We start from the raw sequence: 22920 nt of genomic DNA, 5'->3' as shown, positions 1-22920 counted from the left end.
CTGGCAGCTCACCCCTCGCGCGGCAGGAACAGCGCGGGTACGGCGGAGGCGGCCGTGAGGCCGAGCGCGACCGCGAAGGTCAGGGCGTACGCCTCGGTCGGTGCGTGGGTGTGCAGGGCGTGCTGGAGGAGGACGGCGAGCAGGGCCGCCCCGAAGGAACCGCCGAGTTGCTGCGCGATCCGCGTGAGCACGCTGGCATGCGGCACCTCTTCCCGGCCGATCCCCCGGTACGCGCCGAGCATGATCGCGATGTTGGCGGCGCTGAGCCCGAACCCGCGGACCACGAGCGCGGCGCCGAGCAGCAGGGCGGAGGGGTGGTGCAGCGGGAGCGCGAAGGGAAGCGTGCCGAGGGCGGTGAGCGCGCAGCCGGTCAGGACGACCGGCCTCGGCCCGATCCGGTCGGCGAGGCCGCCGGCGGGCCGGGCGAGCAGGCTGCCGATGCCCTGCGGGACGAGCAGCAGCCCGGCGGTCACGACGGAGGCGCCGCGCACTTGCTGGTAGTAGAGCGGGAGCAGCAGCATCGAGCCGAAGAGGGCGAACCCGGAGAGGAAGAGCAGCACGGCGGAGGCGCTGAAGCCGCGCGAGCGGAAGAGGCGCAGGTCGAGGAGGGGCCGCCGGGGAGGGCGGGTGCGGAGCGCGTGGACGGCGAACCCGCACAGCAGGGCGGCGCCGAGCGCGAATGGCAGCAGGACCCGGGGCCGGGCGGGGCCGCCGGTGCCCGCGGTGGCGAGCGCGTAGACGAGGGCGGCCAGGCCGGGCGAGAGCAGCGACAACCCGGTGACGTCCAGGTGCGGGGCGCGGCCCGGCGGGTCGGCGGGCAGATGGCGCCGGGCGAGATGGAAGGCCGCGAGGCAGATCGGCGGGTTGACGAGGAAGATCCAGCGCCAGTCGAGGTGGCCGACGATGAGGCCGCCGGCGACCGGGCCGAGGATCGGCCCGGCCAGCGCGGGCAGGGTGACGACGGCCATCAGCCGGCCGAGTGCGCGCCCGCCGGCGGCGCGCATGAGGAGGGTCTGGAGGATCGGGAGCATCAGCCCGCCGCCGACGCCCTGGACCGCGCGGAAGGCGATGAGCGAGCCGAGGTTCCAGGCGGCGCCGCACAGCAGGGACCCGGCCAGGAAGAGCAGCAGGGAGACCAGCCACATCCGGCGGGCGCCGAACCGGTCGGCGGTCCAGCCGGCGGCGGGGATCGCCAGGGCGACGGCGAGCAGGTAGCCGGTGCTGACCCACTGGATGGTGGCGACGGGCGCGCCGAGGTCGTGACCCAGGGTGTGCAGGGCGACGTTGACGATCGTGCTGTCCAGCAGGGGTGCGAGGGCGCCGAGGACCAGGATCAGCGCGATGGTGAGCAGGGCCCGGTCCGTCCCCCGCTCGGGGGTGCTCGCGTCGCTGCGGCGGTCCGCCGTTCCGCCGGCCGTGCTCATCGCACCGCCCACCTGCCTTCCCCGTCCCGACAGCAAGAGACGTTGCGTCTCTAAAGGCGACGATAGACTGGCCCGGACAAGAGACGCAAGGTCTCCAAGGGGGGCGGTAGTCGTGGGCGACGACGGCAGCGGCACCAGCAGCGGCGGCCGGACCGCCGCCACCCGGCGGCGGGGCGCCGAACTGGAGGCGGAGCTGCTCGATGCCGCGTGGGCCGAGCTCGCCGAGGTCGGCTACGCCCGTCTGACGATGGAGGGCGTGGCCGCCCGCGCGCACACCGGGAAGCAGGTGCTCTATCGGCGCTGGCCGAACCGCGCCGCCCTGGTCGTCGCCGCCATGCGGGACAACGTCGGCTCGATCGCGGACCGCGTCCCCGACACGGGGGGCCTGCGCGGAGACGTGCTCGCCGTCCTGGCCGCGATGGTCGACCGGCAGCGGAGCATCGGCAACAACACGCTGCACGGCCTGATGGCCGAGGCCGCCGACCTCGACACCCACGCGTTCACGATCATGGGCGACGTCATGGCGTCGGTGCTGCGGCGGGCCGCCGCGCGGGGGGAGATCCCGACCGCCGAACTGCCGCCCCGGGTCACCACCGTCGCGGTGGACCTGCTCCGCAACGAACTGCTCTTCACCCGCGAGCCGTTGACCGACCGCACCCTCACGGAGATCGTCGACGACGTCTTCCTCCCGCTGGTCCGGGGCGAGGCGCACACCTGAGGCGCCGCCCCGCCCGCCGGACCTGCTCCCGAAGTGCGGTTCAGCGCCCGACCGTTGGCTCGGATGCGGGGGTTCAGGGCCGGGGGGCCATCCCGTCGAGCAGGACCGACAGCAGGCGGGCCGGGTCGGCGGGGGTGGCCGAGCGTGGCCGCATCGCGTGCAGGAACGCGGAGACCAGCGCCATCAGATCGGCGGGCGTGAGGTCGGCGCGGACCGCGCCCGCGGCCTGCGCCCGGCTGAGCAGCAGGGCGATCTCGTCGCGGAGGACGGCGGCGGTGGCGAGGACCGCGTCCTGGATGTCGATGCCGGAGCCGACCAGCGCGTCGACGAGGTCCTGCTTGGGCGCGGCCTCGCGCAGCAGGTGGTCGAGGAAGGTGCCCAGCGCCGCACCGGGGTCGCCCCCCGGGTCCCCGCCCAACTCCCGGGCGAGGTGGATGAGCTGGTGCAGCCGGTCGTGCACGACCGCCTCGAACAGCGCTTCCTTGGTGGGGAAGTGCCGGTAGAGGGTGCCGGGGCCCACGCCCGCGCGACGGGCGATCACGTCGAGCGGCACCGCGATCCCCTCGACGGCGAACGCCTCCCGCGCGACCTGGAGCAGCCGGTCCCGGTTGCGCCGCGCGTCGGCCCGCAGTGGCTTCGCCGGTTCGGTCCCCGTCGACTCGGCCCCCACCGGCTCGACCCCCGTCGGCCCGGCCCCCACCGGCTTCGCCTCCGGCACGTCGATCACCCTCTCCCGCACGCCGTCCTGAGCCCCCCTTCAAACGGAGAGCACTCTCCGGTAAGGTCTTAACCGGGGCGCACTCTCCGATTCTATCGGCGCCCCGGGAGGAGCTCCGCCATGCCCGCACGCACGCCCCGCGAGACCGTCGAGGGCTTCCTGGCCGCCACCATCGGTCAGGACCCCGGCGCCCTCGCCGACTTCTACGCCCCGCACGTCGTGATCGAGATGCCCTTCGCCGTGCCCGAGCTGTACCCCGCCCGGATCGAGACCACCCGCGAGGAGCTGCGCGCCCGCTTCCGCGCCGGGGCGGCGGTCCGCAGGTACGAAGCGCTGGGGGACGTACGGCTGCACGAGACCGGCGATCCCGAACTGCTCGTCGCCGAGTACACCCTGACCGGGCGGATGCTCGCCGACGACCGGGCCTTCACGCTGCTCTTCGCGATGTTCCTGACCGTCCGCGACGGGTACATCGTGCACACCCGCGACTACACCGACCCGGTCGCGGGGGCGAGGGTGCTGGACCGCCTGCCCGAACTCCGCGCCGCGCTCGCACCGCCGCCCGCGCTCGACCTGGCGGAGCGGGCCGCCATCGCCGACGTGGTGGCCCGGCACGGCCACCTCACCGACGCCGGCGAACTCGACCGGCTGGACGAGGTGTTCAGCCCCGACGTGGTCTACGACCTCACCGGGCTGGGCTCCGGCCGCGGTGTCCTGCACGGGCTGGACGCCCTCGCCGCCGCCGCGGAGGCCCTCGGCGCGGCCAATCCCGTCGGCCACCACGTCACCAACACGGTCGTCCGCCCGGGCGAGCGGGACGGCCTGGCCCGCGCCTGCTCCAAGGGCATCGGCATCATGGCCGACGGCACCTGCCGGAGCGTCGGCTACGAGGACACCCTGGTGCACGGCCCGGACGGCTGGCGCATCACCCACCGCGCGATCACCGGGCGGTAGGCGGGCCGTGCTGCGGCCCGGTCACTCCAGGGCGTCGGCGAGGTGGTCGAGGAGGGCGACGACCCCGGCCGGGCCGGGGACGGTGAGGTCGGCCTGGGCGAGGAGTTCCTTCGGGGACTCGTCGGTGCCCGCGCTGGCCACCAGGAGTCCGGGCAGCCCCTTCTCGCGCAGCTCGGCGACGGCGGCGTAGGCCGCCAGGTCGCCGAGGTCGTCGCCGGCGTAGAGGACGCTGCCCGCGCCGACCTCCCGCAGGTACGCCGCGAGCGCGACGCCCTTGTCCACGCCGGGCGGGCGCAGTTCCAGCACGTAGCGGCCGGGCTCGACCACGAGGCCGTGGCGGGCGGCGAGTTCGCCCAGCGGGGCGCGCAACGCCTCGAAGGCGGCGTCGGGGTCGTCGGTGCGGCGGGTGTGGACGGCGACCGACCGCCCGCCCTTGTCCTCGATCCAGGTGCCGTGCCAGGAGCCGATCGTGTCGAGGAAGCCGGGCAGTTCGGCCCGGACGGCGGTGACGCCGGGGGGCTCGGCGGGCGCGTGCACCTCGCCGGTGCGGGCGTCCCAGCGCTCGGCGCCGTAGTGCCCGAGGACCACGAGGTGCTCCAGCCCGGGGACGCCGGCGAAGCCGCCGTACCGGACCGCGACACCGGCGGGGCGGCCCGTGATGATCGCTGCCGCGGCCAGGCGGGGGGCGAGCCGGGCCAGCGCCGGCGCCGCACCCGGATGCGCGCGGGCCTGGTCGGGGTCCGGCACGATGGGGGCGAGGGTCCCGTCGAAGTCCAGTGCGACGACGGCGCGTTCAGGGTGGGCGAGCAACGCGGTCAGAGCGTCCCGACCCTCGGGGGTGTGTGGGGTGAACGTCTCGGCGGACATGAGGCGAGCGTAGCCGAGCGGACCCTCCCGGCTGCCCCGGTCCGCCGTCACGGGACCTTGCGGTCCACTGTCGTTCGGGGGGTGAACGTCTCCCCGTCAGGGCACCCCTGGGTGGGTGTGGCCCTCCTTTCGCGGAAGGAGCCGCACACACCAAGGGGCGCGGGGAACGGCGCGAGCAACCGGCCACCGGCCGATGGTCCGGAAACAACGCTGCGGGGGCTGGGCCCGCGGGCCCCCGGCTGCGCCGCGCCGGCCGGCCGCGCAGTTCCCCGCGCCCCTGGAGGTGAACGTCTCCCCGTCAGGGCGCCCCCGCCCCGGGCCCGGGGTTGCCCTGCGGACGAAGCGTGCTTCGAAGGGGCGCGGCCCGCACCCCTGGGTGGGTGGCCCTCTTTTCGCGGAGGAAGCCGCACATACCAGGGGCGCGGGGAACGGCGCGAGCAACCGGCCACCGACAGGTGGTCCCTCAACCGGCAGGACGGGGCACCCCGGAGGGTCAGGCGCACCCCGAAGGGTTACGCGTCGTCGCGGTGGCGCTGCCGGGTGGACCGCCATCTGTTGACCGTCGTCGGGGCCACCCGCACCGCTCGGGGATCGTCGAGCAGCGCGTTGAGCAACTGGAAGAACGCCGTCGGCGAGATGCCGAGCCGCTCCCGGATCGCCCGGTCGCGCGGGCCGGGCCCGCTCCAGGACCGGCCCGCGAGCTCGAGAACCGCGAGATCCCGTTCCGACAGCCCGTCGGAACCCGTGTCCTCGGCCACCCTGCTCGCACCCCCTACTGCGGTACCGACGTCAGTCCCTCGCCGTCCTGGTTCTCGGCGTAGTTCTGCAACTGCGAGAGTACGGTCTTCGGGTCGTCGTGGACCGCGCTGCCGATGACCTTCTTCATCCGGTCGCTCACCGCCGTCCAGGAGGTCTTGTCGACCGGGTAGAAGACCGCGTCCGGCAGCAGGTTCAGGAACTGCACGAGGTCGGCGTCGCGCTTCTCGCCCTGCATGACCTGCGAGGCGGACGTGGTCACCGGCAGCAGCCCGTACTCGTCGAGGAACTTGACCGTGTTCTTGGTCTGGTAGACGAACTGGAGCAGCTTGCGGTCGGCGTCGAGGTTGCCGTTCTGCTTGAAGGCCATCGCCCAGTCGGCGACGCCGAGCGTGTTCGGGTCGGTGCCGTCCTTGCCCGGCAGCGGCGCGACGCCGACGTCGATGCCGTGCGCGCGGGCCTGGGCCAGCAGCGTCGGGTGACCGTTGATCATGGCCGCGTCGCCGGACAGGAAGTCGTTGAAGATCACCTGCCGGTCGGTGGTGGCGGGGTCCTTCGAGCCGACCAGCTTCGCGTCGACGAGGTTCTTCTTCAGCCAGGTGAACGCGTCGATGTTCTCGGTGGAGTCGAAGGTGTAGTTGCCGACCGAGTCGGTGATGCCCCCGTCGGCGCCGAGCATCCACATCAGCGACTCCGCCTGCGACTCCTCCGTGCCGAGCGGCAGCCCGTAGGGGACCTTGACGCCGTCGTCCTTGAGCAGCTTCGCGTCGGCGGCCAGGTCGTCCCAGGTCTTGGGCGCGTGCAGGATGCCGGCGTGCTTGAAGAGGGACTTGTTGTAGAAGAACATCCGGGAGCTGGACGCCCACGGCAGCCCGTACTGGGTGCGGTTGACCGAACCGGCCTGGGCCAGCGAGGGGATGAAGTCGGCCTGCTCGCTCACGGTGAAGAGCTGGTCGGCGCTGTAGAGCTGGCCCTTGGCGGCGTACGTCGCGTACGAGCCCATCTGCGCGATGTCCGGCGGGTTGCCCGCCTTCACCATGGCGGCGACCTTGTCGTCCACGTCGGTCCAGGGCAGCACCTGCACGTCGACCTTGATGTGCGGGTTCTGCTGCTCGAAGTCGTGCACCATCTCGTTCCAGTACGCCAGCGAGCTGTTGTCCGTCTTCGGGTCGCCGTAGTCCGCGGCCACCAGGTGCAACGTCACGTCCTTGCTCAGCGGCGAGGAGCCGCCGCAGGCGCTGACCCCGGTCAGGGCCAACGCGGAAGTGAGGCCGGCCGCGAGGCCGAGAAGTCGTCGCCGCTGCACTGTTCCTACCACCCTTGGGACCGTGGGACCGACCGAGCTGTGTGCGGGACCGATCGCCGGGCCCCCGCGAAAGGGTCGAGTCTTCCCCATATCTTTAGCCAAGGTCTACACCATGAGTGATAACTCTTCGGCGGCGGGCCCGATCCCGCGCCGCCGGACCGCCCTCCGGGGGGCGTTTCCGGACCCTCGGGCGGGGGTCCCTGACCTGCCCGGCAATATGCAGCTTTCCTGAGAATCGATCTTCCCGGCCGAGTGGACTAGACCTCTATAGGGGTTTGACGCGAGACTGTCCCACGTGAGACATGTCATCGCCCTCGATGTGGGCGGCACCGGGATGAAGGCGGCACTGGTCGCCGAGGACGGCACGCTGCTGCACGAGGCACGCCGCCCGACCGGCCGCGAGCGCGGTCCGGACGCCGTGGTGACCGCGATCCTGGACTTCGCCGCGGACCTGCGCGAGCACGGCCGCGCCGCCTACGGGCAGAGCGCGGACGCCGCCGGGGTGGTGGTGCCCGGCATCGTGGACTCCGCGGCCGGCGTCGCCGTGTACGCCGCCAACCTGTACTGGAAGGACCTCCCGCTGCGCGACCTGCTCTCCGCGCGGCTGGACGGCCTGCCGGTGGCACTCGGCCACGACGTGCGGGCCGGCGGCCTGGCGGAGGGACGGATCGGCGCGGGCAACGGCGCCGACCGCTTCCTGTTCCTGCCGCTGGGCACCGGCATCGCGGGCGCGATCGGCATCGAGGGCCGGATCGAGGCCGGCGCGCACGGCTACGCCGGTGAGATCGGCCACATCGTGGTCCGCCCCGGCGGCCGCGAGTGCGGCTGCGGGCAGCGCGGCTGCCTGGAGGCGTACGCCTCGGCCGGCGCGATCTCCCGGAGTTGGGCGGCCGTCAGCGGCGACCCGGACGCCGACGCGGCCGGCTGCGCGCGGGCGGTCGAGGCCGGCGACCTGGCCGCGATCGAGGTGTGGCGGGAGGCGATCGACGCGCTCGCCGACGGCCTGGTCAGCGGTCTCACGCTGCTCGACCCCCGGGTGCTGATCATCGGCGGCGGCCTGGCCGAGGCCGGCGACACCCTCTTCGGCCCGTTGCGGGCGGCCGTCGAGGCACGCATCACGTTCCAGAAACTCCCGCTCATCGTCCCCGCCGCGCTGGGAGACACCGCCGGCTGCCTGGGCGCGGGTCTGCTCGCCTGGGATCTGATCTCCATGGAGGTATCCGCCTGATGGCCCCCGTAACGACAACGCAGCGCACCGTTCTGGCGGGTGCCCGCGTGGTGCTGCCGTCCGGCGTGGTGGAGAACGGCCGGATCACGGTCGACGGCACCCGGATCGCCGCCAACGAGCAGGCCGAGCAGGCCACCCACGACCTGGCCGGCCGCGGCTACACCCTGGTGCCCGGCTTCGTGGACATCCACAACCACGGCGGCGGCGGCGCGTCCTTCACCTCCGGCACCGCCGAGGACGTCCTCACCGGCGTGCGCACCCACCGCGAGCACGGCACCACCACGGTGGTCGCCTCCACCGTCACCGAGAGCCTGGACGCCCTGGGCCGGCAGGCGGCCCTGCTGTCCGAACTGGTCGAGCAGGGCGACCTGGCCGGCATCCACTACGAGGGGCCGTTCATCTCGCCGTGCCGCAAGGGCGCGCACGACGAGACGCTGCTGCGCGACCCCGACCCGGCGACCGTGCGCAAGCTGGTCGAGGCGGGCCGCGGCGCGGCGAAGATGGTCACCCTCGCCACCGAACTGCCCGGCGGCATCGAGTCGGTGCGGCTGCTCGCCGACCTCGGCGTGATCGCCGCGATCGGCCACACGGACGCCGGCTACGAGCAGACCGCCGCGGCGATCGACGCGGGCGCGACCGTGGCCACCCACCTGTTCAACGCGATGCCGCCGCTCCAGCACCGCGAGCCGGGGCCGATCGCCGCGCTGCTGGAGGACGAGCGGATCACCGTCGAGCTGATCAACGACGGCACCCACCTGCACCCGTCCGTCCTCGAACTCGCCTTCGGCAGCGCGGGCGCGGACCGGGTCGCCTTCATCACCGACGCGATGGACGCGGCCGGCTTCGGGGACGGGATGTACGACCTCGGCCCGCTGAAGGTCGAGGTGCTCCAGGGCGTGGCACGCCTGGTGGAGGGCGGCTCCATCGCCGGGTCGACCCTCACCCTCGACACCGCCTTCCGGCGGGCCGTCACCCTGGACGGGATCTCGCTCACCGACACCGTGCAGGCCATCTCGGCCAACCCGGCCCGGCTGCTGGGGATGTCGGACCGGATCGGCTCGCTGGAGCCCGGCAAGGATGCGGACCTGGTGGTGCTGGACGAGGAGTACGCCGTGGTGGGCGTGATGCGCAGGGGCGCGTGGGTGGTCCGCCCCGAGGGACGGCTGTAGGGGCGGCGGGGCGCGTCCGGGCGTCCGGCGGCAGTCGAATGTTCAACGTCTGCGTAAAAGCGGTCCGCCGACTCTGGGCCGACCGCCGCCGGTTTGCCAAAATCAACGGGTGATCATCACCGTCACGCTCAACAGCGCCCTGGATGTGACCTACCGGGTCCCGTCCCTCATACCGCACGCCACCCACCGGGTGACGGAGGCGGTGGAACGCCCGGGCGGCAAGGGCGTCAACGTCGCCCGGGTGCTGGCCGCACTCGGCCACCGCACCACCGTCACCGGTTTCGCCGGCGGCCCGGCCGGCGACGAGCTGCGCCGCCGGCTCGCGACGGTGCCCGACGCGCACCGCATCACCGACGCGCTGGTGCCGGTGGCGGGCCTCACCCGGCGCACGGTCGGGGTGGTGGACGCGGCCACCGGCGACACCACGATGTTCAACGAGCCCGGGCCCACCGTCGGCCCGTCCGAGTGGACGGCGTTCCTGGCGGTCTACCGCGAGCTGCTCGCCGATCCCGGCACCGAGGCGGTCGCGCTGTGCGGCAGCCTGCCGCCGGGGCTGCCGGTGGGCGCCTACGCCGAGCTGGTCCGGGAGGCGCGCGGGGCCGGCGTGTACGCCCTGCTCGACACCAGCGGGGAACCGCTGCGCCGGGGCCTGGCCGCCCGCCCCGACTTGATCAAGCCCAACGCGGCCGAGCTGACCGGGCTGACCGGATTCTCCGAGCCGGCCCGCGCGGCCCACGACGCGCGGCGGCGCGGCGCCCGCGGGGTGGCCGCGTCGCTCGGCGCCGACGGGATGCTCGCGGTCACCGAGGAGGGCGGCTGGCGGGCCCTGCCGCCGGGCCGGCTGGCCGGCAACCCGACCGGCGCCGGCGACTCCGCGGTCGCCGGGCTGCTGTCCGGCCAGGTGGAGGGGCTGCCGTGGCCGCGCCGGCTGGCGCGAGCGGTCGCGCTGTCCGCGGCGACGGTGCTGGCGCCGGCCGCCGGGGAGTACGACCGGGCCGGCTACGAGGAGCTGCTGCCGAAGGTGGAGGTCGTCCCCGCGGGGTAGCCGCCGTACGGCGGCCCGCTCCCGGACGGGCCGGACGCGCCCTAGTTCTTGACCTGGCCCTCCTTGAGCCACACCTGGTCGAGGTTCACGCCGCAATTGGTGTCTGTCGGGGCGCACGTCATGGTCAGGACGTTGGCGCCCTTCGTCAGGTTCACGTAGTTGAAGGTCGTCATGTTCCACGCCTTCGCCCAGTCGGTGGCGCTGCCGTAGTTGTTCAGCTTCACCGGGTCGGTGCGCGGCTTGCTGTTGACACCGAGGGTGAGGGTGGCGTCGGGGCCGGCGTTCGCGTAGCTGACGAAGAACGTGTAGGTGCCGTCCTTCGGCACGTTGACGGTCCAGGCCACCGACGCGCCCTGGTTCGCCAGGTTGTCGACGTAGGTGCCGCCCGCGGCGTTCGCCCCCGGGTGCTCGGTGCTGGTGGCCGCGCCGCCGGCCAGGGCGAGGGTGGACGCGTCGATCTTCTTCGAGTCGAACGGCGCGGGCGTCGCCGACGGGGTCGCCGACTGGCTCGGCGCGCTGGTGCTGGTGGTCGCACCGGTCGGCTTGTCGTCGGCCTGCTTGTTCTTGTCGCCCGAGCTGTTGGTCATCGCGAAGGCGATCACGATCCCGACCACGGCGACCACCGCGACCGCCGCGATCAGCAGACCCTTGCGGTTCGGCGCGCCGGCGCCACCAGGGCCGCCACCGGCCCTGCGGCCCCCGGGCGGGCCCTGCGGCGCGTCGTAGCCGGGCGGGCCGGACTGCTGCGGCTGGCCCTGCGGGTACGGCGGCTGCGGGTACTGCGCGGTCGGGCCGGCGTACTGGCCCGCGTACTGCTGCTGGCCCTGGTCGTAGCCGTACGGCGGCTGCGATCCCTGGGGCGCCTGGGGCGGGTAGCCGTAGCCACCCGTCGACGGGCGCCGCTCGCCGACCCGCTGGACCTGGTGGTAGGAGGTTCTGGGCACGCCAGGCTGCCCCGGAGCCGGCTGGCCCCCGGCGGGGTCCGGCTGGTCGCCGCCCTCCGACCGGTAGAGATACGCGAACGGGTCGTCGTTCTCAGGGGCGCCGTCGTTTCCGGCAGTCATCCGCTGTCCACTCCCTCGACTGTGGTATGTCAGGCACCTTACCGGCCCAGGCGGACACACCGTCCACGCTCTTCGACGCGTGAGCAGGTCAGTAAGGTTCCGCTGTGACAAGTCCCACGGATTCCGGCGGCCCCGAACAGCACCCGGAGCGGGACCGCGGGCCGGGCCCGGACGAGGCGGGCGGGCCGGTCTGGCTGCCCTGGCAGGACGCGATGGAGCGGGCGCTGTACGGTCCCGCCGGGTTCTTCCGCCGCGAGCGGCCGGCCGACCACTTCCGCACCTCCGTGCACGCGTCGCCGCTGTTCGCGGGCGCCGTGGCGGAACTGCTGGCCCGGGTGGACGCGGCGCTCGGCCGTCCCGCGCGGCTGGACTTCGTCGACATGGCGGCGGGTGCGGGCGAGCTGGCGGCCGGCGTGCTGGCCGCCCTGGCGCCCGGGCTCGCGGCCCGCGTCCGGGTGCACGCCGTCGAACGCTCCCCCCGCCCGCCCGGCCTCGACCCCCGCGTCACCTGGACCGCCGACCCGCCCCGGCACACGCACGGCCTCCTGTTCGCCAACGAATGGCTGGACAATGTTCCCCTGCCCGTCGCCTCACCCGCCCCCGACGGCCACCCGCACTACGTCGAGGTCCGCCTCGCCGACGGCGGCGAACGCCTCGGGCGCCGGGTGGAAGCTGCGGACGCGCTCTGGCTGGAGCGGTGGTGGCCATCGGGAGCCGGGACCGGGGCCGACGGCCGGCCGGCCGCGGACCTGCCTCCCGGGCCGCCGGGCACGGGCCTCCCCGACGCCCGCCGCGCGGAGATCGGCCGGACCCGGGAAGCCGCCTGGCAGCGCACCCTCGCCACCCTCGACGCGGGCCTCGCCGTGGCCGTGGACTACGGCCACACCGCGGGGGCCCGTCCCCCGTTCGGCACCCTGACCGGCTACCGCGGCGGCCGCCAGGCCGCCCCCGTGCCCGACGGCTCCATGGACCTGACCGCGCACGTCGCGATGGACACCCTGCCCGGCACCCTCACCACGCAGCGCGAGGCCCTGCACGCCCTGGGCGTCCAGGGGCACCGCCCCCCGCTCGCCCTGGCCGCGCGGGACGCGTCCGCCTACGTCCGCGCACTCGCCGCGGCGACGGAGGCGGCCGAGCTGACCGCGAGGGGCGCGCTCGGCGACTTCCTGTGGCTCGCCACGCCCGTGAGCGCGTCCTGCGCGGATCTGCTCGCGCCGCGTTCCCGGGGGTGAGCGCGACCCGGGGGGCGTCGTGGGTACCGTCGTCCGGCGAGCGGGGGAATCGGGTGGACCGGCGGAACCGGGCCCGCCGACTCCCGTCGCGGAGCGACCGGTTGGCCCCGTGGTACCGCCAACTCCCCTTCTGATCAGGGGGGGTCGCAACCGCACCGGCACGCACGTCGTGTCACTCTAGGACGCAGAATGCTCAAGGGGAGGCCGCTGCATGGCCGGTATCGGCATCAGACCGCTCGGTGAGGACGATCCGAAGCGGCTCGGGCCGTACCGCCTGCTCTGGCGGCTGACTTCGGGCGGAATGGGGCGGATCCACCTCGGCCGGTCCACGCCGGACGGCCCGCTCGTCGCCGTCAAGACCCTCCTGGCCGAGGGCGTGGTCAGCGAGCCGGACCGCAAACGCTTCGCCCGCGAGGTGGAGTTGGCCCAGCGGATCGACAGCGCGTGCACCGCCCGGCTGCGCGAGGCCGACGCGCGGGCCGAACGGCCCTGGATGGCCATCGACTTCGTGCCCGCGCCCTCCCTCGGCGACCTGGTCCGCACCGCCGGACGGCTGCCCGCCTCGGCGATACCCTGGCTCGCGGCCGGCACCATCCAGGCCCTGCTCGCCCTGCACGACAAGGGAGTCGTGCACCGCGACGTCAAGCCGCAGAACATCCTGCTGCCGCTGACCGGGCCGCTGGTCATCGACTTCGGCATCTCGCACGCCATCGACAAGACGGCGACGGCGCTGACCCTCGGCACCATCGACTACACCTCGCCGGAGCAGGCGCTCGGCCAGCGGTCCACCCAGGCGTCCGACGTGTACTCGCTGGGCGCGACCCTCTTCCACCTCGCGGTCGGCCGCGCGCCCTACCCCGAGAGCGACGACGGCCCGCTGCAACGGCTGGCCCGGGTGCAGGCCGGCACCCTCGACCTGACCGGCCTGCCGCCCGAACTCGCCCCGCTGATCCGCCCGTGCCTGGCCTTCGAACCCGAGCAGCGCCCCACCCTCGACGAGCTCCTGCCGCTCTTCCTGGACGAGGCCGACCAGGAGGCCGTACGCCAGGACGCGCGGCACTGGCTGCCCCTGCGGTGGAAGGCCCTGGTCGACGCGTACGAGGCGCACGGGCGGGTGCTGGAGAAGGACCCCGGCGCCGCGGAGGCGATGGCCGACGAGCACACCCGGCCGGCGCCGCCGCCCGCGCCCGTCCTGATCGACGCCGAGGAGCGCGCCGCCCGCCGGGAGCGGGAGGAACAGGCGCGGGAGGCCCGCGAGTTCAGGGACCGTGAACTGCACGACCTGGCGGCGGTGCTGCGCGCCAGGGTCGCGGAGGAGGAAGCGGCGGCGGAGCAGTGGCGGGCCGATCAGCGCGAGGCGGAGGAGCGCGCGGCCGAACGGCTCCAGGCGACCCGGCTGGAGGCGGAGCGACATGCCGCGGACCGGCGGGAGGCCGACCGGCTCGCGGCGGCGCCGCGGTCGAGCCAGGGCGGTCCGGCCGGTGCGCTGGCGGTGGTCGTCGTGCTGGTGATCGCCCTGCTGGTCTGGCACCCCTGGACCGGCGACGGCGGTACGGACTCCACCGGCGGCGCCAGCAGCGTCGCGTCGGGGGTCCCCCTGGTCCCCAGCGACGACGGCTCGCCCGGCGACGACCCGAACGGCACGCCCGTCGACACCAACGGCGCCCCGCACAGCACGACCGGCACCGGCCGGACCGGCGCGACCGGCGACAGCACGGACGGCACGGCCCTGGACACGCCGTCGGACGCCCCCACCACGACCGCACCGGGCACCGATCCGACCGAAGAGGCGTTCGACGCGGTGCGGATCGGCGACTGCCTGCCCGTCTACGACACCGGCAGCGGCGGCACCCGCATCGTCTGGAGCGCCGCCACCCCGCCGAGCGCGGTGTCCTGCACCAGCCAGCTCGCGGGCCTGGTGCAGGTCACCGCCCGCACGAGCGGCAGCTGCCCGAACGGCATGGGCGAGGCGTCGTGGTCGTACACCTCGCCCGACACCGGTGACACCACCCGGCTCTGCGTCACCCGGATCTACCTCCCGCACTACTGCATGCTCGGCGAGCAGTCCGGCGACAGCGTCGTCATCGGCCCGATGACGGTGGTGGACTGCTCGACGGGGCAGGTCCCCACGCCGTACAACCAGGTGATGTACATCGCGGGTGTCCACCCGGCCTCGTCCGGCGCCGACGCGGGCGACTGCGCGCAGGGCGGGAGCGATCGGACGCGCTACTGGGCGTGGGTGGTGGACGGCGGCCGCACGCTGCTGTGCACGACCGTCTACCAGCGCGGCTGACCGGGCGGGGCGCCGCGGGAGCCGTGTCCGGAACTAGTCGAGCGCGTCGAGCACCCGGCGCTCCACCTCGGGGTCCAGCCCGGCCGGCGCCCGGTCCGGCCGTTGCGGCGCGACCCCGCCGATGCCGGTGAGCCAGCGCCAGGTGTCCGCGACGGTCTCCCCGACCGGACGGCACCGCAGCCCGGTGCTCAGCGCCTTCCGCACGTCGCCGAGGTGCATCGAGTCGTACAGCTCGCCCGGCGGCAGCCACACCGGGAGCTGCGTCCACGGCTCGATCCCGGCGGCCTCGACCACCTCCGGCGCCACCCACCGCAGCACCGCGTCCGAGCCGGTGACCCGCACGCAGGTCTCCAGCAGCTCCGCCGTCGTGGTGTGCGCGGGCGGGCTGACCACGTTGTACGGTCCGCCGAGCCCTTTGGCGAGCGCGTCGAGCGTCCAGGCGGCCAGGTCACGCACGTCGATGTACTGCAGGCCCGACTCCCGCGGCCCGGGCGCGAGGACCTCCCCGCCGCGCGCGATCCGGTTCAGCCACCATGGCAGCCGCCCCACGTTCTCGTACGGCCCCAGGATCAGCCCGGCCCGCACCAGCAGCGCCGCGTCGCCGTACCCCTCCACGGCCGCGATCTCCCCGGCCCGCTTGACCGCCGCGTAGTCGTCGCCGTCCGGGTCGACGAGCGCCGCGCTCTCGTCCATGCCCGCGCCGGGCGGGTACGCGTACACCGAACGGCTCGACACGTACCCGTAGCGGCCGGCCCGCCCGCCCAGTACCCGCACCGCGTCGCGCACCGCCCCCGCGTCCCCCGACCACGTGTCCACCACCGCGTCCCACTCCCCCGAACCCAGCTCCCCCCACGCGCCCTTCACCCGGTCTCCGCGCAGGGCCCGCGCCCCTGGCGGCACCCCGTGGCTCCCCCGGTTGAACACCGTCACGCCCCACCCGCGCGCCACCGCGTCCTCCACCACAGCGCGCCCGACGAATTCCGTCCCACCCAGCACAAGGAGTTCCATCCCCCCACCGTCCCCCACCGCCCCCCGCCCACCCCAGCGAATCCGCCCACGGCGTAGCCCGCCGGCGGGCCTGAGAGGATAGGCGCATGACGGAGACGACGGTCGGGGTCGGTGGGGCGGCCGAGAGCACGGACATGGTGCTGAACATCGGGCCGCAGCATCCCTCGACGCATGGGGTGCTGCGGTTGCGGCTCGTGCTGGACGGGGAGCGGATCAAGTCCGCGGAGCCGATCGTCGGGTACATGCACCGGGGTGCCGAGAAGCTCTTCGAGGCGCGGGACTACCGGCAGATCATCATGCTGGCGAACCGGCACGACTGGCTGTCGGCCTTCTCCAACGAGCTGGGCGTGGTGCTCGCGGTGGAGCGGATGCTCGGCATGGAGGTGCCCGAGCGGGCGGTGTGGACGCGGACCCTGCTGGCCGAGCTGAACCGGGTGCTGAACCACCTGATGTTCCTGGGCTCGTACCCGCTGGAGCTGGGCGGGATCACGCCGATCTTCTACGCGTTCACCGAGCGCGAGGAGTTGCAGCACGTGATGGAGGAGGTCTCCGGCGGCCGGATGCACTACATGTTCAACCGGGTCGGCGGTCTCAAGGAGGACCTGCCGAGCGGCTGGACCGGGCGGGCACGGGCGGCGGTGGCCGGGGTGCGCTCGCGGATGGGCCGCTTCGACGACCTCGTGCTCGGCAACGAGATCTTCCGGGGCCGCACCCGCGGGGTGGGCGTGCTGTCGGCGGCCGACGTGCACACCTTCGGGGTGAGCGGGCCGATCGCCCGCGCCTCCGGGGTCGACTTCGACCTGCGCCGCGACGAACCGTACCTCGGCTACGGCGAGTTGGGCGGCACCCTCCAGGTCGCCACCCGCACCGAGGGCGACTGCCTGGCCCGGTTCGAGATACTGCTGGAGCAGACCCACAACGCGCTGGCGCTGGCCGACGCCTGCCTGGACCGGCTCACCGAGCTGCCGCCCGGCCCCATCAACCAGCGTCTGCCGAAGGTTCTCAAGGCCCCCGAGGGCCACACCTACGCCTGGACCGAGAACCCCCTCGGCCTCAACGGCTACTACCTGGTGTCCAAGGGCGAGAAGACCCCGTACCGCCTGAAGCTGCGCTCCGCGTCGTTCAACAACATCCAGGCGCTGACGGTGCTGCTGCCCGGCACCCTGGTGTCGGACATGGTCGCCATCCTCGGCTCGATGTTCTTCGTCGTGGGCGACATCGACAAATAGGGGCCAAGTAGGGCCTGGTGGGTCCAGAGAGCGCCGAGCGGCCCTGCGGGCTCCCCGCATCCGCCCCGCGTCAACAACCCTGCGGGTCGATACAGCTAGCGGGCGACGCCCCGCAGGTCGCTCACGTCGAGCTGCTCGGTGTCGTCGTGCGCGGTCAGGTCGATGACCTCCGCGGCGGCCGCCTCGTGCTCGGCGGTCGGGGAGGGAGCCGCGGCGGCCGGCGGGAGGGACTTCTGGGTGCCGAAGAAGTCGAAGCCGCCGACGGTGCGCTGCGCCTGGGAGCCGCTGGAGCGGCCCGGCTGGGCGTACGGCAGGACGGCCGCGGCGGTGGCCGCGGGCATCAGGCGGTGCTCGCGGACCGGCAGCGCGGTCCCCCCGAACGCGTGCCGGCCCTGCGGCTCGTCGGCGGCGGCGTCCCTGCGGCGGGCGTCCTCGACGGTGCGCTGCGCCTGCTGCGTGGCGGCGTTGCGCGCGAGGTTGCGCAGCGCGTCCGCGGCCTTGAGGTAGGCGGCGGGGCGTACGGCGGGCGCGCCGGTGCCCAGCGCGATCCGGGGCTCGGCGGCGCCCTCCCGCTGCGTGCGGCGCCGGGCCTCCAGGGCCCGCGCCCGCTCGCTCTCCGCGGTGGCGTAGCGCCGCAGCAGGTCGGCGTGCTCGGTCCGCAGCCGGGCCAGCTCCGAGCGCTTGCCGCGCAGCTTCTTCTCCAGCCGGCCGCGGATCTCCCGGAACTCCTCCAGGTCCGTCTCGAGTTCGGCCACCCGCTCCTCGGTCCGCCACTCGTCGCGGGCCCGCAGCGCGTTCAGCTCGCCGACCTCGCGCCCGGCGGCCCGGTCCCAGGACCGCGCGAGGACCGCGCCCGCGCAGGCGGTCAGCGCGATCGCGACCACGAGCACCCGCAGCAACTGCGTATCACCGGCGAAGAGCGAGGCGACCGCCAGGACGGCCGCGGTGCCCGCGACGGTCAGCGGCGACATGATCCGGTGCAGCGGCTGGGAATGGCGGTGACGTCCACGGGGCATGGCCAGAAATTTAGCGCGCATGGCGCGTCCATGGGGGGCCGGGGCCCCATTTTTCGGGGGTTTCGGCCACACTGATTTCCCCATGTCGCACACAGGGCACCGAGCCGTGCACGGTGCGTTCGCACGGACATATTGGATCTTGCCGGATAGGTGCAGGTGTTCGGTTTCGCAATCGCCGTGCGGGAGTTCGGCACGGACGGCACGGACTCCGCGCACGGGCGGCCGGCACTTCGGCGCGGGCGGCCGGGCCGGCGAGCCGGGCCCGCCCGGCGGCAGGCCGACGTGGGGGCCTGCGGGTCGGGCGGCCCTCGATCAGGTGCTGGGGTCAACCCCGGGGCGGGGTCGGGACGGTGGGGCGGCCGTCGGGCGGGACGACCGGGAGTCCTGCGGCCCGCCACGCCTGGAAGCCGCCGACGAGGTCGGTCGCGCGGTGCAGCCCCAGGACGTGGAGCGACGCGGCGGCCAGCGAGGAGGCGTAGCCCTCGTTGCAGAACACGACGACGTGCAGGTCGTGTCCGGTGGCGTGCGGGATGCGGTGCGAGCCGGCGGGATCGAGCCGCCACTCCAACTCGTTGCGCTCGACGATGACCGCGCCGGGGACGGTCCCGTCGCGGTCGCGCAGCGCGCCGTAGCGGATGTCGACGAGCAGGGCGCCGCCGTCGCGGACCGCCGCGGCGGCCTCGGCCGGGGTCAGCCGCGCCAACCGGGCGCGGACCGCGTCGAGGTGGGCGTCGATCGAACGGGCGCCGCGCGGCGCCCCGGTGCGGCCGTCGCCGGCCACCGCCGTCACCACTCCTCCGGGCGCTCGACGAACTCCAGCCGCAGCGTGCTGCCCTTGCGGCTGTAGCGGCGCATCAGCGGCAGCGGCGGGTAGTACGCGTGCACGGACACCGCGTGGCTGTGCTCCGAGGCGTTCACCACCTGGTGCACGTGCTCCTGGCCGAACGCGCGGCCCTTGCCCTCGGGCAGCACCCGGCGCCGGTCGACGCCCTCGGCGAGTTCCAGTGACCGCCAGCCCTCGGTGGGCAGCGGCACCGCCAGCGAGTGCTCGGTCAGCTCGCCGGCGGCGGTGACGAACACGCCGTACGAGCCGCCGTGGTCGTGCCAGCCGGTCTCGGCGCCGGGCGGCCATCCGATCAGCCACGCCTCCGCACCGCCGGGACCCTCCAGCCGCCGCCAGGTGCGGCCCTCCGCGTCCAGCGGGAGGTCGGAGACCAGGGCCTGGTCGGCGGCGACCGAACGGGCGAAGTCGAGGAGTTCGGCGGCGGTGGGGGCCGCGGAGGGAGCCGGGGTGGGCGCCGGCGAGGAAGGCGCGTCCGTCTCGGACGAGGCAGCGGGGACGGCGGGCGCAGGGGGTACGGCGGACATCGGTTACCACCCGAAGGGAGGAGTGCGCGTACGCGACGCGCGGGTGAACGGTGGGCCGGGGGCGCGCGTCAGCGCGCGGCCGTACACACGCAGCCCGCGTACCGGAGGAGGTCGAGATGGACCCTCCGGTGCAGAAGCAGGCGCGTACCGTTCACGGAACGGACTGAACCACCTCCGGCGCCACCGGTCAAGTGCGCAGCCCAGCGGCGCGGTCGGGGTGGAGCCGGGAGCGGGGGCCGGAACCGCGGCGCTCAGCGCGACTGGTGCGCGTGCGTGCCGTGGTGCGTGTCGTCGTCCTCGGGGAGCTTGCAGACCCGCTCCAGGAACAGCGCCGCGGCGACCACCGCGATCCCGGCCAGCACCGCCAGACCCGCGTAGATGGCCTGCTGCCGGCGCGGGTCCATGTCGAGCTTGTACATCACCAGGAAGATCCCGGTGCCGCCGTAGATGCCCACGACGAGGGAGGCGACGAGCGCGCTGGCCTGCCCGAAGACGACCGCGCGGGCAGCGGCGAGCGGGTCGACGCCCTTGGCGCCGGGCTGGCGTTCACGCTGGGCGCGCAGCCGGGACCTTATCGACAGCGCGGTGGCGAACAGCGCGGCGGCGATCAGCGCGAGCACGATGGGCGCGGCGACCGGCACCCCGGGCAGCGTCCCGAAGGTGTCCCACAGCCGCGCCCCCGCCCATGACACGACACCGGCGATCACGAAGATGCCGGCCAGCGTCCTGATCCGCAGGGTCCTCACCGGGTGTCCGCCTCCACACTTCTCCACACGTTCCGACCCGCGCGGCCGCTCGCGGTCCGCAGGGGGTACGTCCTTGGCCGTACGGTCACGTCCGCACCTGCCGGCGCGGACGCCTCGCCGGATACCCCGGCGCAGATCCCAACGATTACTCGGGCAGACGGAGTTCCACGTCACCGCGCCGGCGTACGCCGCCCTCTCCGACCGCGGCGAGCAGTTCGGCGACGGTCCCGCGGCCGGGCAGCACCGCGGCCGGCTGCACGTCGTGCCACGGCACGAGGACGAAGGCCCGCTCGTGCGCGCGCGGATGCGGGAGGGTGAGCACCGGGTCGTCGGAGACGTACGCGTCGTAGGACACGATGTCGACGTCGATGGTGCGCGGGCCCCAGTGCTCGGTGCGCTCCCGCAGGTACGCCTCCTCGATGGCGTGGGCGCGCTCCAGCAGGGAGGACGGCGGCAGCGTGGTGCGCACCACCACCACCGCGTTGAAGTACGGGGGCTGGCTGCCCTCGGGGACGCCCCACGGCTCGGTCTCGTACACCGGGGAGACTTCCTTGACCCGGACCCCCGGGGTGTCCTCCAGGGCGTCCACGGCGCCCTGGAGGGTCTCCAGGCGGTTGCCCAGGTTGCCCCCGAGGGCGATCACCGCGGTCCGCGGGTTCTGCAGGGTGCTGTCGGCGGCATCGACCCTGGCGGTCACGTCGGCCGGCACGGGCTGCACGATCGGGTCGGCCGCCGCGTACTCGCGGCCGGCGCCGTACTCGGTGCCGTACTCGGGATTCTCCGCACTCACGGTCGCCTCCGGGTGATCGTCACGGTCACGTCGTCGAACGGCACGGTGATCGGCGCTTCCGGCTTGTGCACGGTCACCTCCACCTCTTGTACCTGCTCGTGCCCCAGGCACGTGTCGGCGATGCGCTGGGCGAGGGTTTCGATGAGGTTGACCGGCTCGCCGGAGACGACGGCCGCGACCTGTTCGGCCAGCACACCGTAGTGCACGGTACGCGTCAGGTCGTCACCGGCCGCCGCGGCGGACGTGTCCAGACCGAGCGCGAGATCGACCACGAAGGTCTGGCCGTCCGCCCGTTCGTGGTCGAACACCCCGTGGTTGCCGCGGACGGTCAGCCCGCGCAACGTGACGCGATCCACGTTCCTCACTCCTTCGTACCGCCGGCGGTCCCGCCGCCCTCGCCGCCGTCCTCGCCGCCGTCCTCACCGTCGTCGCCGTCGGCGTCGCCGGTGTCCTCGTCGTCGGGGCCCCCGTCGTCATCGGCGGCGTCGTCGGCGTCCCCGTCGTCGGCGTCCTTCACGGCCTCCAGGACGTCGCCGATCACGTCGTCCATCGCGCCCTCGGCGTCGTCGGCCGCCAGCTCGCCGTCCTCGTCGTCCTCCTCGTCGGCCAGCACCGGCGAGCCGTGGTGGGCCCACAGCCGCCAGCCCTCGGAGGTGCGGCGGAAGACGTTGGTGGCGACCACCAGTCCGCCCACCAGGGAGCCGGCCGAGCCGTCCTCCTCCGCGGGGCCGCCGGTGAGGATGTTCTCGGTGCAGGTCACCAGCGCGGCGTCGCCGTCGACCGCGATCTCCACGTCGGTGAGGAAGAACTGGATGTACTCCGTGTTGGCCATGATCAGCGCGTAGGAGCGCATCACCTCGCTCCGCCCGCGCAGCACCGGCCAGCCGGGGTGCACCGTCGAGACGGACTCGGCCAGCGGGCCGGTCAGCACGACCGCCTCCAGCTCGTCGAGGTTGGAGTGCTCGATCGCGTCGTAGAACGCCTGGTTGGCCCGCTCGACCGCCCGTGCCTCCGCGGTGCGCGCCGTCATGCCTGGCCCCCGTGTGTCCCGGCGGTGCGGCCGGCGGTCCCGCCGTCGCCCGCCGTCTCGATGGCGCGGGCCACCCGCACCGCGTCCGCGCTGGCCCGTACTTCGTGCACCCGCACCGCCCACGCGCCCTCGCGCGCGGCGATCGCGCTGACCGCGGCGGTCGCCGCGTCGCGCTCCCTGGCCGGCGGCGGCGCGGCCGCGTCCGCCCCGGCCAGTACCCGGCCGAGGAAGCGCTTGCGCGAGGCGGCGACCAGCAGCGGGCTGCCGAGCGCGGCGAGTTCGGACAGGTGCGCCAGCAGCGTCAGGTCGTGCTCGGCGTTCTTCGCGAAGCCCAGGCCCGGGTCGACCACGATCCGCTCGGGCGCGATACCGCCGTCGATCGCGCGGGCCAGCCCGGTCCGCAGCTCGGCCAGCACCTCGCCGAGCACGTCGCCGTAGACCGCGCGGTTGTTCATGTCGATGCTGCGGCCGCGCCAGTGCATCACCACGAACGGCACCTCGCTCGCGGCGACCACCGGCACCATCGCCGGGTCGGCCAGGCCGCCGCTGACGTCGTTGACCAGCCGGGCGCCGGCCGCGACCGCCTGCTCGGCGACGGACGCCCGCATCGTGTCGACGCTCACCAGCACGCCCGACGCCGCCAGTTCCCGCACCACCGGGATCACCCGGCGCAGTTCCTCCGTCTCGTCGACCCGGGCCGCTCCCGGCCGGGTCGACTCGCCGCCGACGTCGACCAGATCCGCGCCCTGGGCGACCAGGTCCAGGCCGTGCTTCACCGCCAGTTCGGGGTCGAACCACTGCCCGCCGTCGGAGAACGAGTCCGGTGTGACGTTCACCACGCCCATGACGGCGCAGCGATCCCACCGCGGCAGTCCGACCGGTCCGCTCCGCGCCTGTGAGCTACTCATGCGCCCAGCGTACGGGTCGGGCCGGTCCTTTTTTCCGGTGCCGTCGCCGGG

22 protein-coding genes and 1 pseudogene are annotated in these 22920 nt (G+C 74.3%); 8 read left to right on the top strand and 15 right to left on the bottom strand.

What is annotated here, in order from left to right; genetic code table 11:
• Positions 1 to 8 precede the first annotated feature (8 nt).
• Complete coding sequence (locus tag C4U44_RS11360) at positions 9 to 1424, bottom strand: MDR family MFS transporter (RefSeq protein ID WP_103885576.1); 1416 nt, start codon at positions 1422 to 1424, stop codon at positions 9 to 11.
• A 112-nt stretch (positions 1425 to 1536) separates the two neighbouring features.
• Here C4U44_RS11360 and C4U44_RS11355 point away from each other — a divergent pair, with 112 nt between their 5' ends.
• On the top strand, positions 1537 to 2142 hold the full coding sequence (locus C4U44_RS11355; protein WP_235031985.1) for a TetR/AcrR family transcriptional regulator: 606 nt from the start codon (positions 1537 to 1539) through the stop codon (positions 2140 to 2142).
• Between the two features lie 73 nt (positions 2143 to 2215).
• On the opposite strand, the gene C4U44_RS11350 is transcribed toward C4U44_RS11355, so the two are convergent.
• A complete protein-coding gene (locus C4U44_RS11350) occupies positions 2216 to 2881 on the bottom strand; it encodes a TetR/AcrR family transcriptional regulator (protein ID WP_235031984.1) in 666 nt (221 codons plus the stop codon).
• Positions 2882 to 2980: 99 nt separating this feature from the next.
• Here C4U44_RS11350 and C4U44_RS41485 point away from each other — a divergent pair, with 99 nt between their 5' ends.
• Entirely contained in the window at positions 2981 to 3814 is an 834-nt protein-coding gene (locus C4U44_RS41485) for a nuclear transport factor 2 family protein (protein ID WP_160145016.1), read from the top strand.
• A 21-nt stretch (positions 3815 to 3835) separates the two neighbouring features.
• Here the strand turns inward: C4U44_RS41485 and otsB are convergent, their stop codons facing one another.
• The 3 genes from otsB to C4U44_RS11330 all read right to left on the bottom strand — a co-directional run bounded on the left by otsB (position 3836) and on the right by C4U44_RS11330 (position 6755).
• Positions 3836 to 4681 (bottom strand): trehalose-phosphatase, encoded by an 846-nt coding sequence (gene otsB / locus C4U44_RS11340; RefSeq protein ID WP_103885818.1) that lies wholly within the window; start codon positions 4679 to 4681, stop codon positions 3836 to 3838.
• A 512-nt stretch (positions 4682 to 5193) separates the two neighbouring features.
• Positions 5194 to 5439 carry a DUF3263 domain-containing protein gene (locus C4U44_RS11335; RefSeq protein WP_103885574.1) on the bottom strand — a complete coding sequence of 82 codons (246 nt, stop codon included), beginning with the start codon at positions 5437 to 5439 and terminating at the stop codon, positions 5194 to 5196.
• 14 nt (positions 5440 to 5453) lie between these two features.
• The gene (locus C4U44_RS11330; RefSeq protein ID WP_235031983.1) at positions 5454 to 6755 is read right to left on the bottom strand and encodes an ABC transporter substrate-binding protein; all 1302 of its coding nucleotides are present in this window, start codon (positions 6753 to 6755) and stop codon (positions 5454 to 5456) included.
• Between the two features lie 283 nt (positions 6756 to 7038).
• On the opposite strand from C4U44_RS11330, the gene C4U44_RS11325 reads away from it, so the two are divergent.
• The 3 genes from C4U44_RS11325 (at position 7039) to C4U44_RS11315 (ending at position 10185) form a co-directional block, all read left to right on the top strand.
• Positions 7039 to 7971, top strand: a complete 933-nt coding sequence (locus C4U44_RS11325) for an ROK family protein (RefSeq protein WP_103885572.1) — start codon at positions 7039 to 7041, stop codon at positions 7969 to 7971.
• A complete protein-coding gene (gene nagA / locus C4U44_RS11320) occupies positions 7971 to 9140 on the top strand; it encodes an N-acetylglucosamine-6-phosphate deacetylase (protein ID WP_103885571.1) in 1170 nt (389 codons plus the stop codon). The genes C4U44_RS11325 and nagA overlap by 1 nt, the downstream gene beginning before the upstream one ends.
• Before the next feature lie 109 nt (positions 9141 to 9249).
• Positions 9250 to 10185 carry a 1-phosphofructokinase family hexose kinase gene (locus tag C4U44_RS11315; protein ID WP_103885570.1) on the top strand — a complete coding sequence of 312 codons (936 nt, stop codon included), beginning with the start codon at positions 9250 to 9252 and terminating at the stop codon, positions 10183 to 10185.
• A 41-nt stretch (positions 10186 to 10226) separates the two neighbouring features.
• Here the strand turns inward: C4U44_RS11315 and C4U44_RS11310 are convergent, their stop codons facing one another.
• On the bottom strand, positions 10227 to 11249 hold the full coding sequence (locus C4U44_RS11310) for a carbohydrate-binding protein (protein ID WP_103885569.1): 1023 nt from the start codon (positions 11247 to 11249) through the stop codon (positions 10227 to 10229).
• 104 nt (positions 11250 to 11353) lie between these two features.
• On the opposite strand from C4U44_RS11310, the gene C4U44_RS11305 reads away from it, so the two are divergent.
• Both C4U44_RS11305 and C4U44_RS11300 read left to right on the top strand, forming a co-directional pair.
• Entirely contained in the window at positions 11354 to 12481 is a 1128-nt protein-coding gene (locus tag C4U44_RS11305) for an SAM-dependent methyltransferase (protein ID WP_407642820.1), read from the top strand.
• A gap of 211 nt (positions 12482 to 12692) precedes the next feature.
• A complete protein-coding gene (locus C4U44_RS11300; protein ID WP_103885568.1) occupies positions 12693 to 14774 on the top strand; it encodes a serine/threonine-protein kinase in 2082 nt (693 codons plus the stop codon).
• A gap of 33 nt (positions 14775 to 14807) precedes the next feature.
• Here C4U44_RS11300 and C4U44_RS11295 read toward each other — a convergent pair whose 3' ends face one another.
• Positions 14808 to 15782: an NAD-dependent epimerase/dehydratase family protein gene (locus tag C4U44_RS11295; protein WP_103885567.1), complete on the bottom strand. Its 975-nt coding sequence runs from the start codon at positions 15780 to 15782 to the stop codon at positions 14808 to 14810.
• Positions 15783 to 15868: 86 nt separating this feature from the next.
• On the opposite strand from C4U44_RS11295, the gene C4U44_RS11290 reads away from it, so the two are divergent.
• Positions 15869 to 17011, top strand: a complete 1143-nt coding sequence (locus tag C4U44_RS11290; protein WP_103885566.1) for an NADH-quinone oxidoreductase subunit D — start codon at positions 15869 to 15871, stop codon at positions 17009 to 17011.
• 95 nt (positions 17012 to 17106) lie between these two features.
• Here the strand turns inward: C4U44_RS11290 and C4U44_RS11285 are convergent, their stop codons facing one another.
• From C4U44_RS11285 to folP, 8 genes and pseudogenes are all read right to left on the bottom strand, one after another.
• On the bottom strand, positions 17107 to 18027 hold the full coding sequence (locus tag C4U44_RS11285) for a hypothetical protein (RefSeq protein WP_103885565.1): 921 nt from the start codon (positions 18025 to 18027) through the stop codon (positions 17107 to 17109).
• Positions 18028 to 18352: 325 nt separating this feature from the next.
• On the bottom strand, positions 18353 to 18808 hold the full coding sequence (locus C4U44_RS11280; protein WP_103885816.1) for a rhodanese-like domain-containing protein: 456 nt from the start codon (positions 18806 to 18808) through the stop codon (positions 18353 to 18355).
• A gap of 5 nt (positions 18809 to 18813) precedes the next feature.
• The gene (locus C4U44_RS11275) at positions 18814 to 19395 is read right to left on the bottom strand and encodes a cupin domain-containing protein (protein ID WP_103885564.1); all 582 of its coding nucleotides are present in this window, start codon (positions 19393 to 19395) and stop codon (positions 18814 to 18816) included.
• Positions 19396 to 19646: 251 nt separating this feature from the next.
• Complete coding sequence (locus C4U44_RS11270; RefSeq protein ID WP_103885563.1) at positions 19647 to 20141, bottom strand: DUF3180 domain-containing protein; 495 nt, start codon at positions 20139 to 20141, stop codon at positions 19647 to 19649.
• Positions 20142 to 20286: 145 nt separating this feature from the next.
• A complete protein-coding gene (gene folK / locus C4U44_RS11265) occupies positions 20287 to 20862 on the bottom strand; it encodes a 2-amino-4-hydroxy-6-hydroxymethyldihydropteridine diphosphokinase (RefSeq protein WP_235032020.1) in 576 nt (191 codons plus the stop codon).
• Positions 20863 to 20927: 65 nt separating this feature from the next.
• Positions 20928 to 21287: a dihydroneopterin aldolase gene (gene folB / locus C4U44_RS11260; protein ID WP_103885561.1), complete on the bottom strand. Its 360-nt coding sequence runs from the start codon at positions 21285 to 21287 to the stop codon at positions 20928 to 20930.
• 197 nt (positions 21288 to 21484) lie between these two features.
• Positions 21485 to 21961, bottom strand: a pseudogene (locus C4U44_RS11255) (nuclear transport factor 2 family protein); the annotation flags it as partial.
• Positions 21958 to 22869, bottom strand: a complete 912-nt coding sequence (folP, locus tag C4U44_RS11250; protein WP_103885559.1) for a dihydropteroate synthase — start codon at positions 22867 to 22869, stop codon at positions 21958 to 21960. The pseudogene C4U44_RS11255 and the gene folP, both read right to left, overlap by 4 nt.
• Positions 22870 to 22920: the final 51 nt, after the last annotated feature.

Origin of the sequence: Actinacidiphila yanglinensis (genome assembly GCF_900107965.1) — a bacterium.
Taxonomy (GTDB): domain Bacteria; phylum Actinomycetota; class Actinomycetes; order Streptomycetales; family Streptomycetaceae; genus Actinacidiphila; species Actinacidiphila yanglinensis.
Note: the sequence above shows the minus strand (reverse complement) of the source record. Positions and strands in the feature narration are given on the sequence as shown.

What these genes read in the sequence shown, in the direction of transcription:
- C4U44_RS41485 (WP_160145016.1), top strand. Translation starts at nt 2,981, where the DNA reads ATGCCCGCACGCACGCCCCGCGAGACCGTCGAGGGCTTCCTGGCCGCC.
- otsB (WP_103885818.1), bottom strand. Translation starts at nt 4,681, where the DNA reads ATGTCCGCCGAGACGTTCACCCCACACACCCCCGAGGGTCGGGACGCT.
- folP (WP_103885559.1), bottom strand. Translation starts at nt 22,869, where the DNA reads ATGAGTAGCTCACAGGCGCGGAGCGGACCGGTCGGACTGCCGCGGTGG.
- C4U44_RS11285 (WP_103885565.1), bottom strand. Translation starts at nt 18,027, where the DNA reads ATGCCCCGTGGACGTCACCGCCATTCCCAGCCGCTGCACCGGATCATG.
- C4U44_RS11275 (WP_103885564.1), bottom strand. Translation starts at nt 19,395, where the DNA reads ATGTCCGCCGTACCCCCTGCGCCCGCCGTCCCCGCTGCCTCGTCCGAG.
- C4U44_RS11300 (WP_103885568.1), top strand. Translation starts at nt 12,693, where the DNA reads ATGGCCGGTATCGGCATCAGACCGCTCGGTGAGGACGATCCGAAGCGG.
- C4U44_RS11310 (WP_103885569.1), bottom strand. Translation starts at nt 11,249, where the DNA reads ATGACTGCCGGAAACGACGGCGCCCCTGAGAACGACGACCCGTTCGCG.
- C4U44_RS11290 (WP_103885566.1), top strand. Translation starts at nt 15,869, where the DNA reads ATGACGGAGACGACGGTCGGGGTCGGTGGGGCGGCCGAGAGCACGGAC.
- C4U44_RS11295 (WP_103885567.1), bottom strand. Translation starts at nt 15,782, where the DNA reads ATGGAACTCCTTGTGCTGGGTGGGACGGAATTCGTCGGGCGCGCTGTG.
- C4U44_RS11360 (WP_103885576.1), bottom strand. Translation starts at nt 1,424, where the DNA reads ATGAGCACGGCCGGCGGAACGGCGGACCGCCGCAGCGACGCGAGCACC.
- nagA (WP_103885571.1), top strand. Translation starts at nt 7,971, where the DNA reads ATGGCCCCCGTAACGACAACGCAGCGCACCGTTCTGGCGGGTGCCCGC.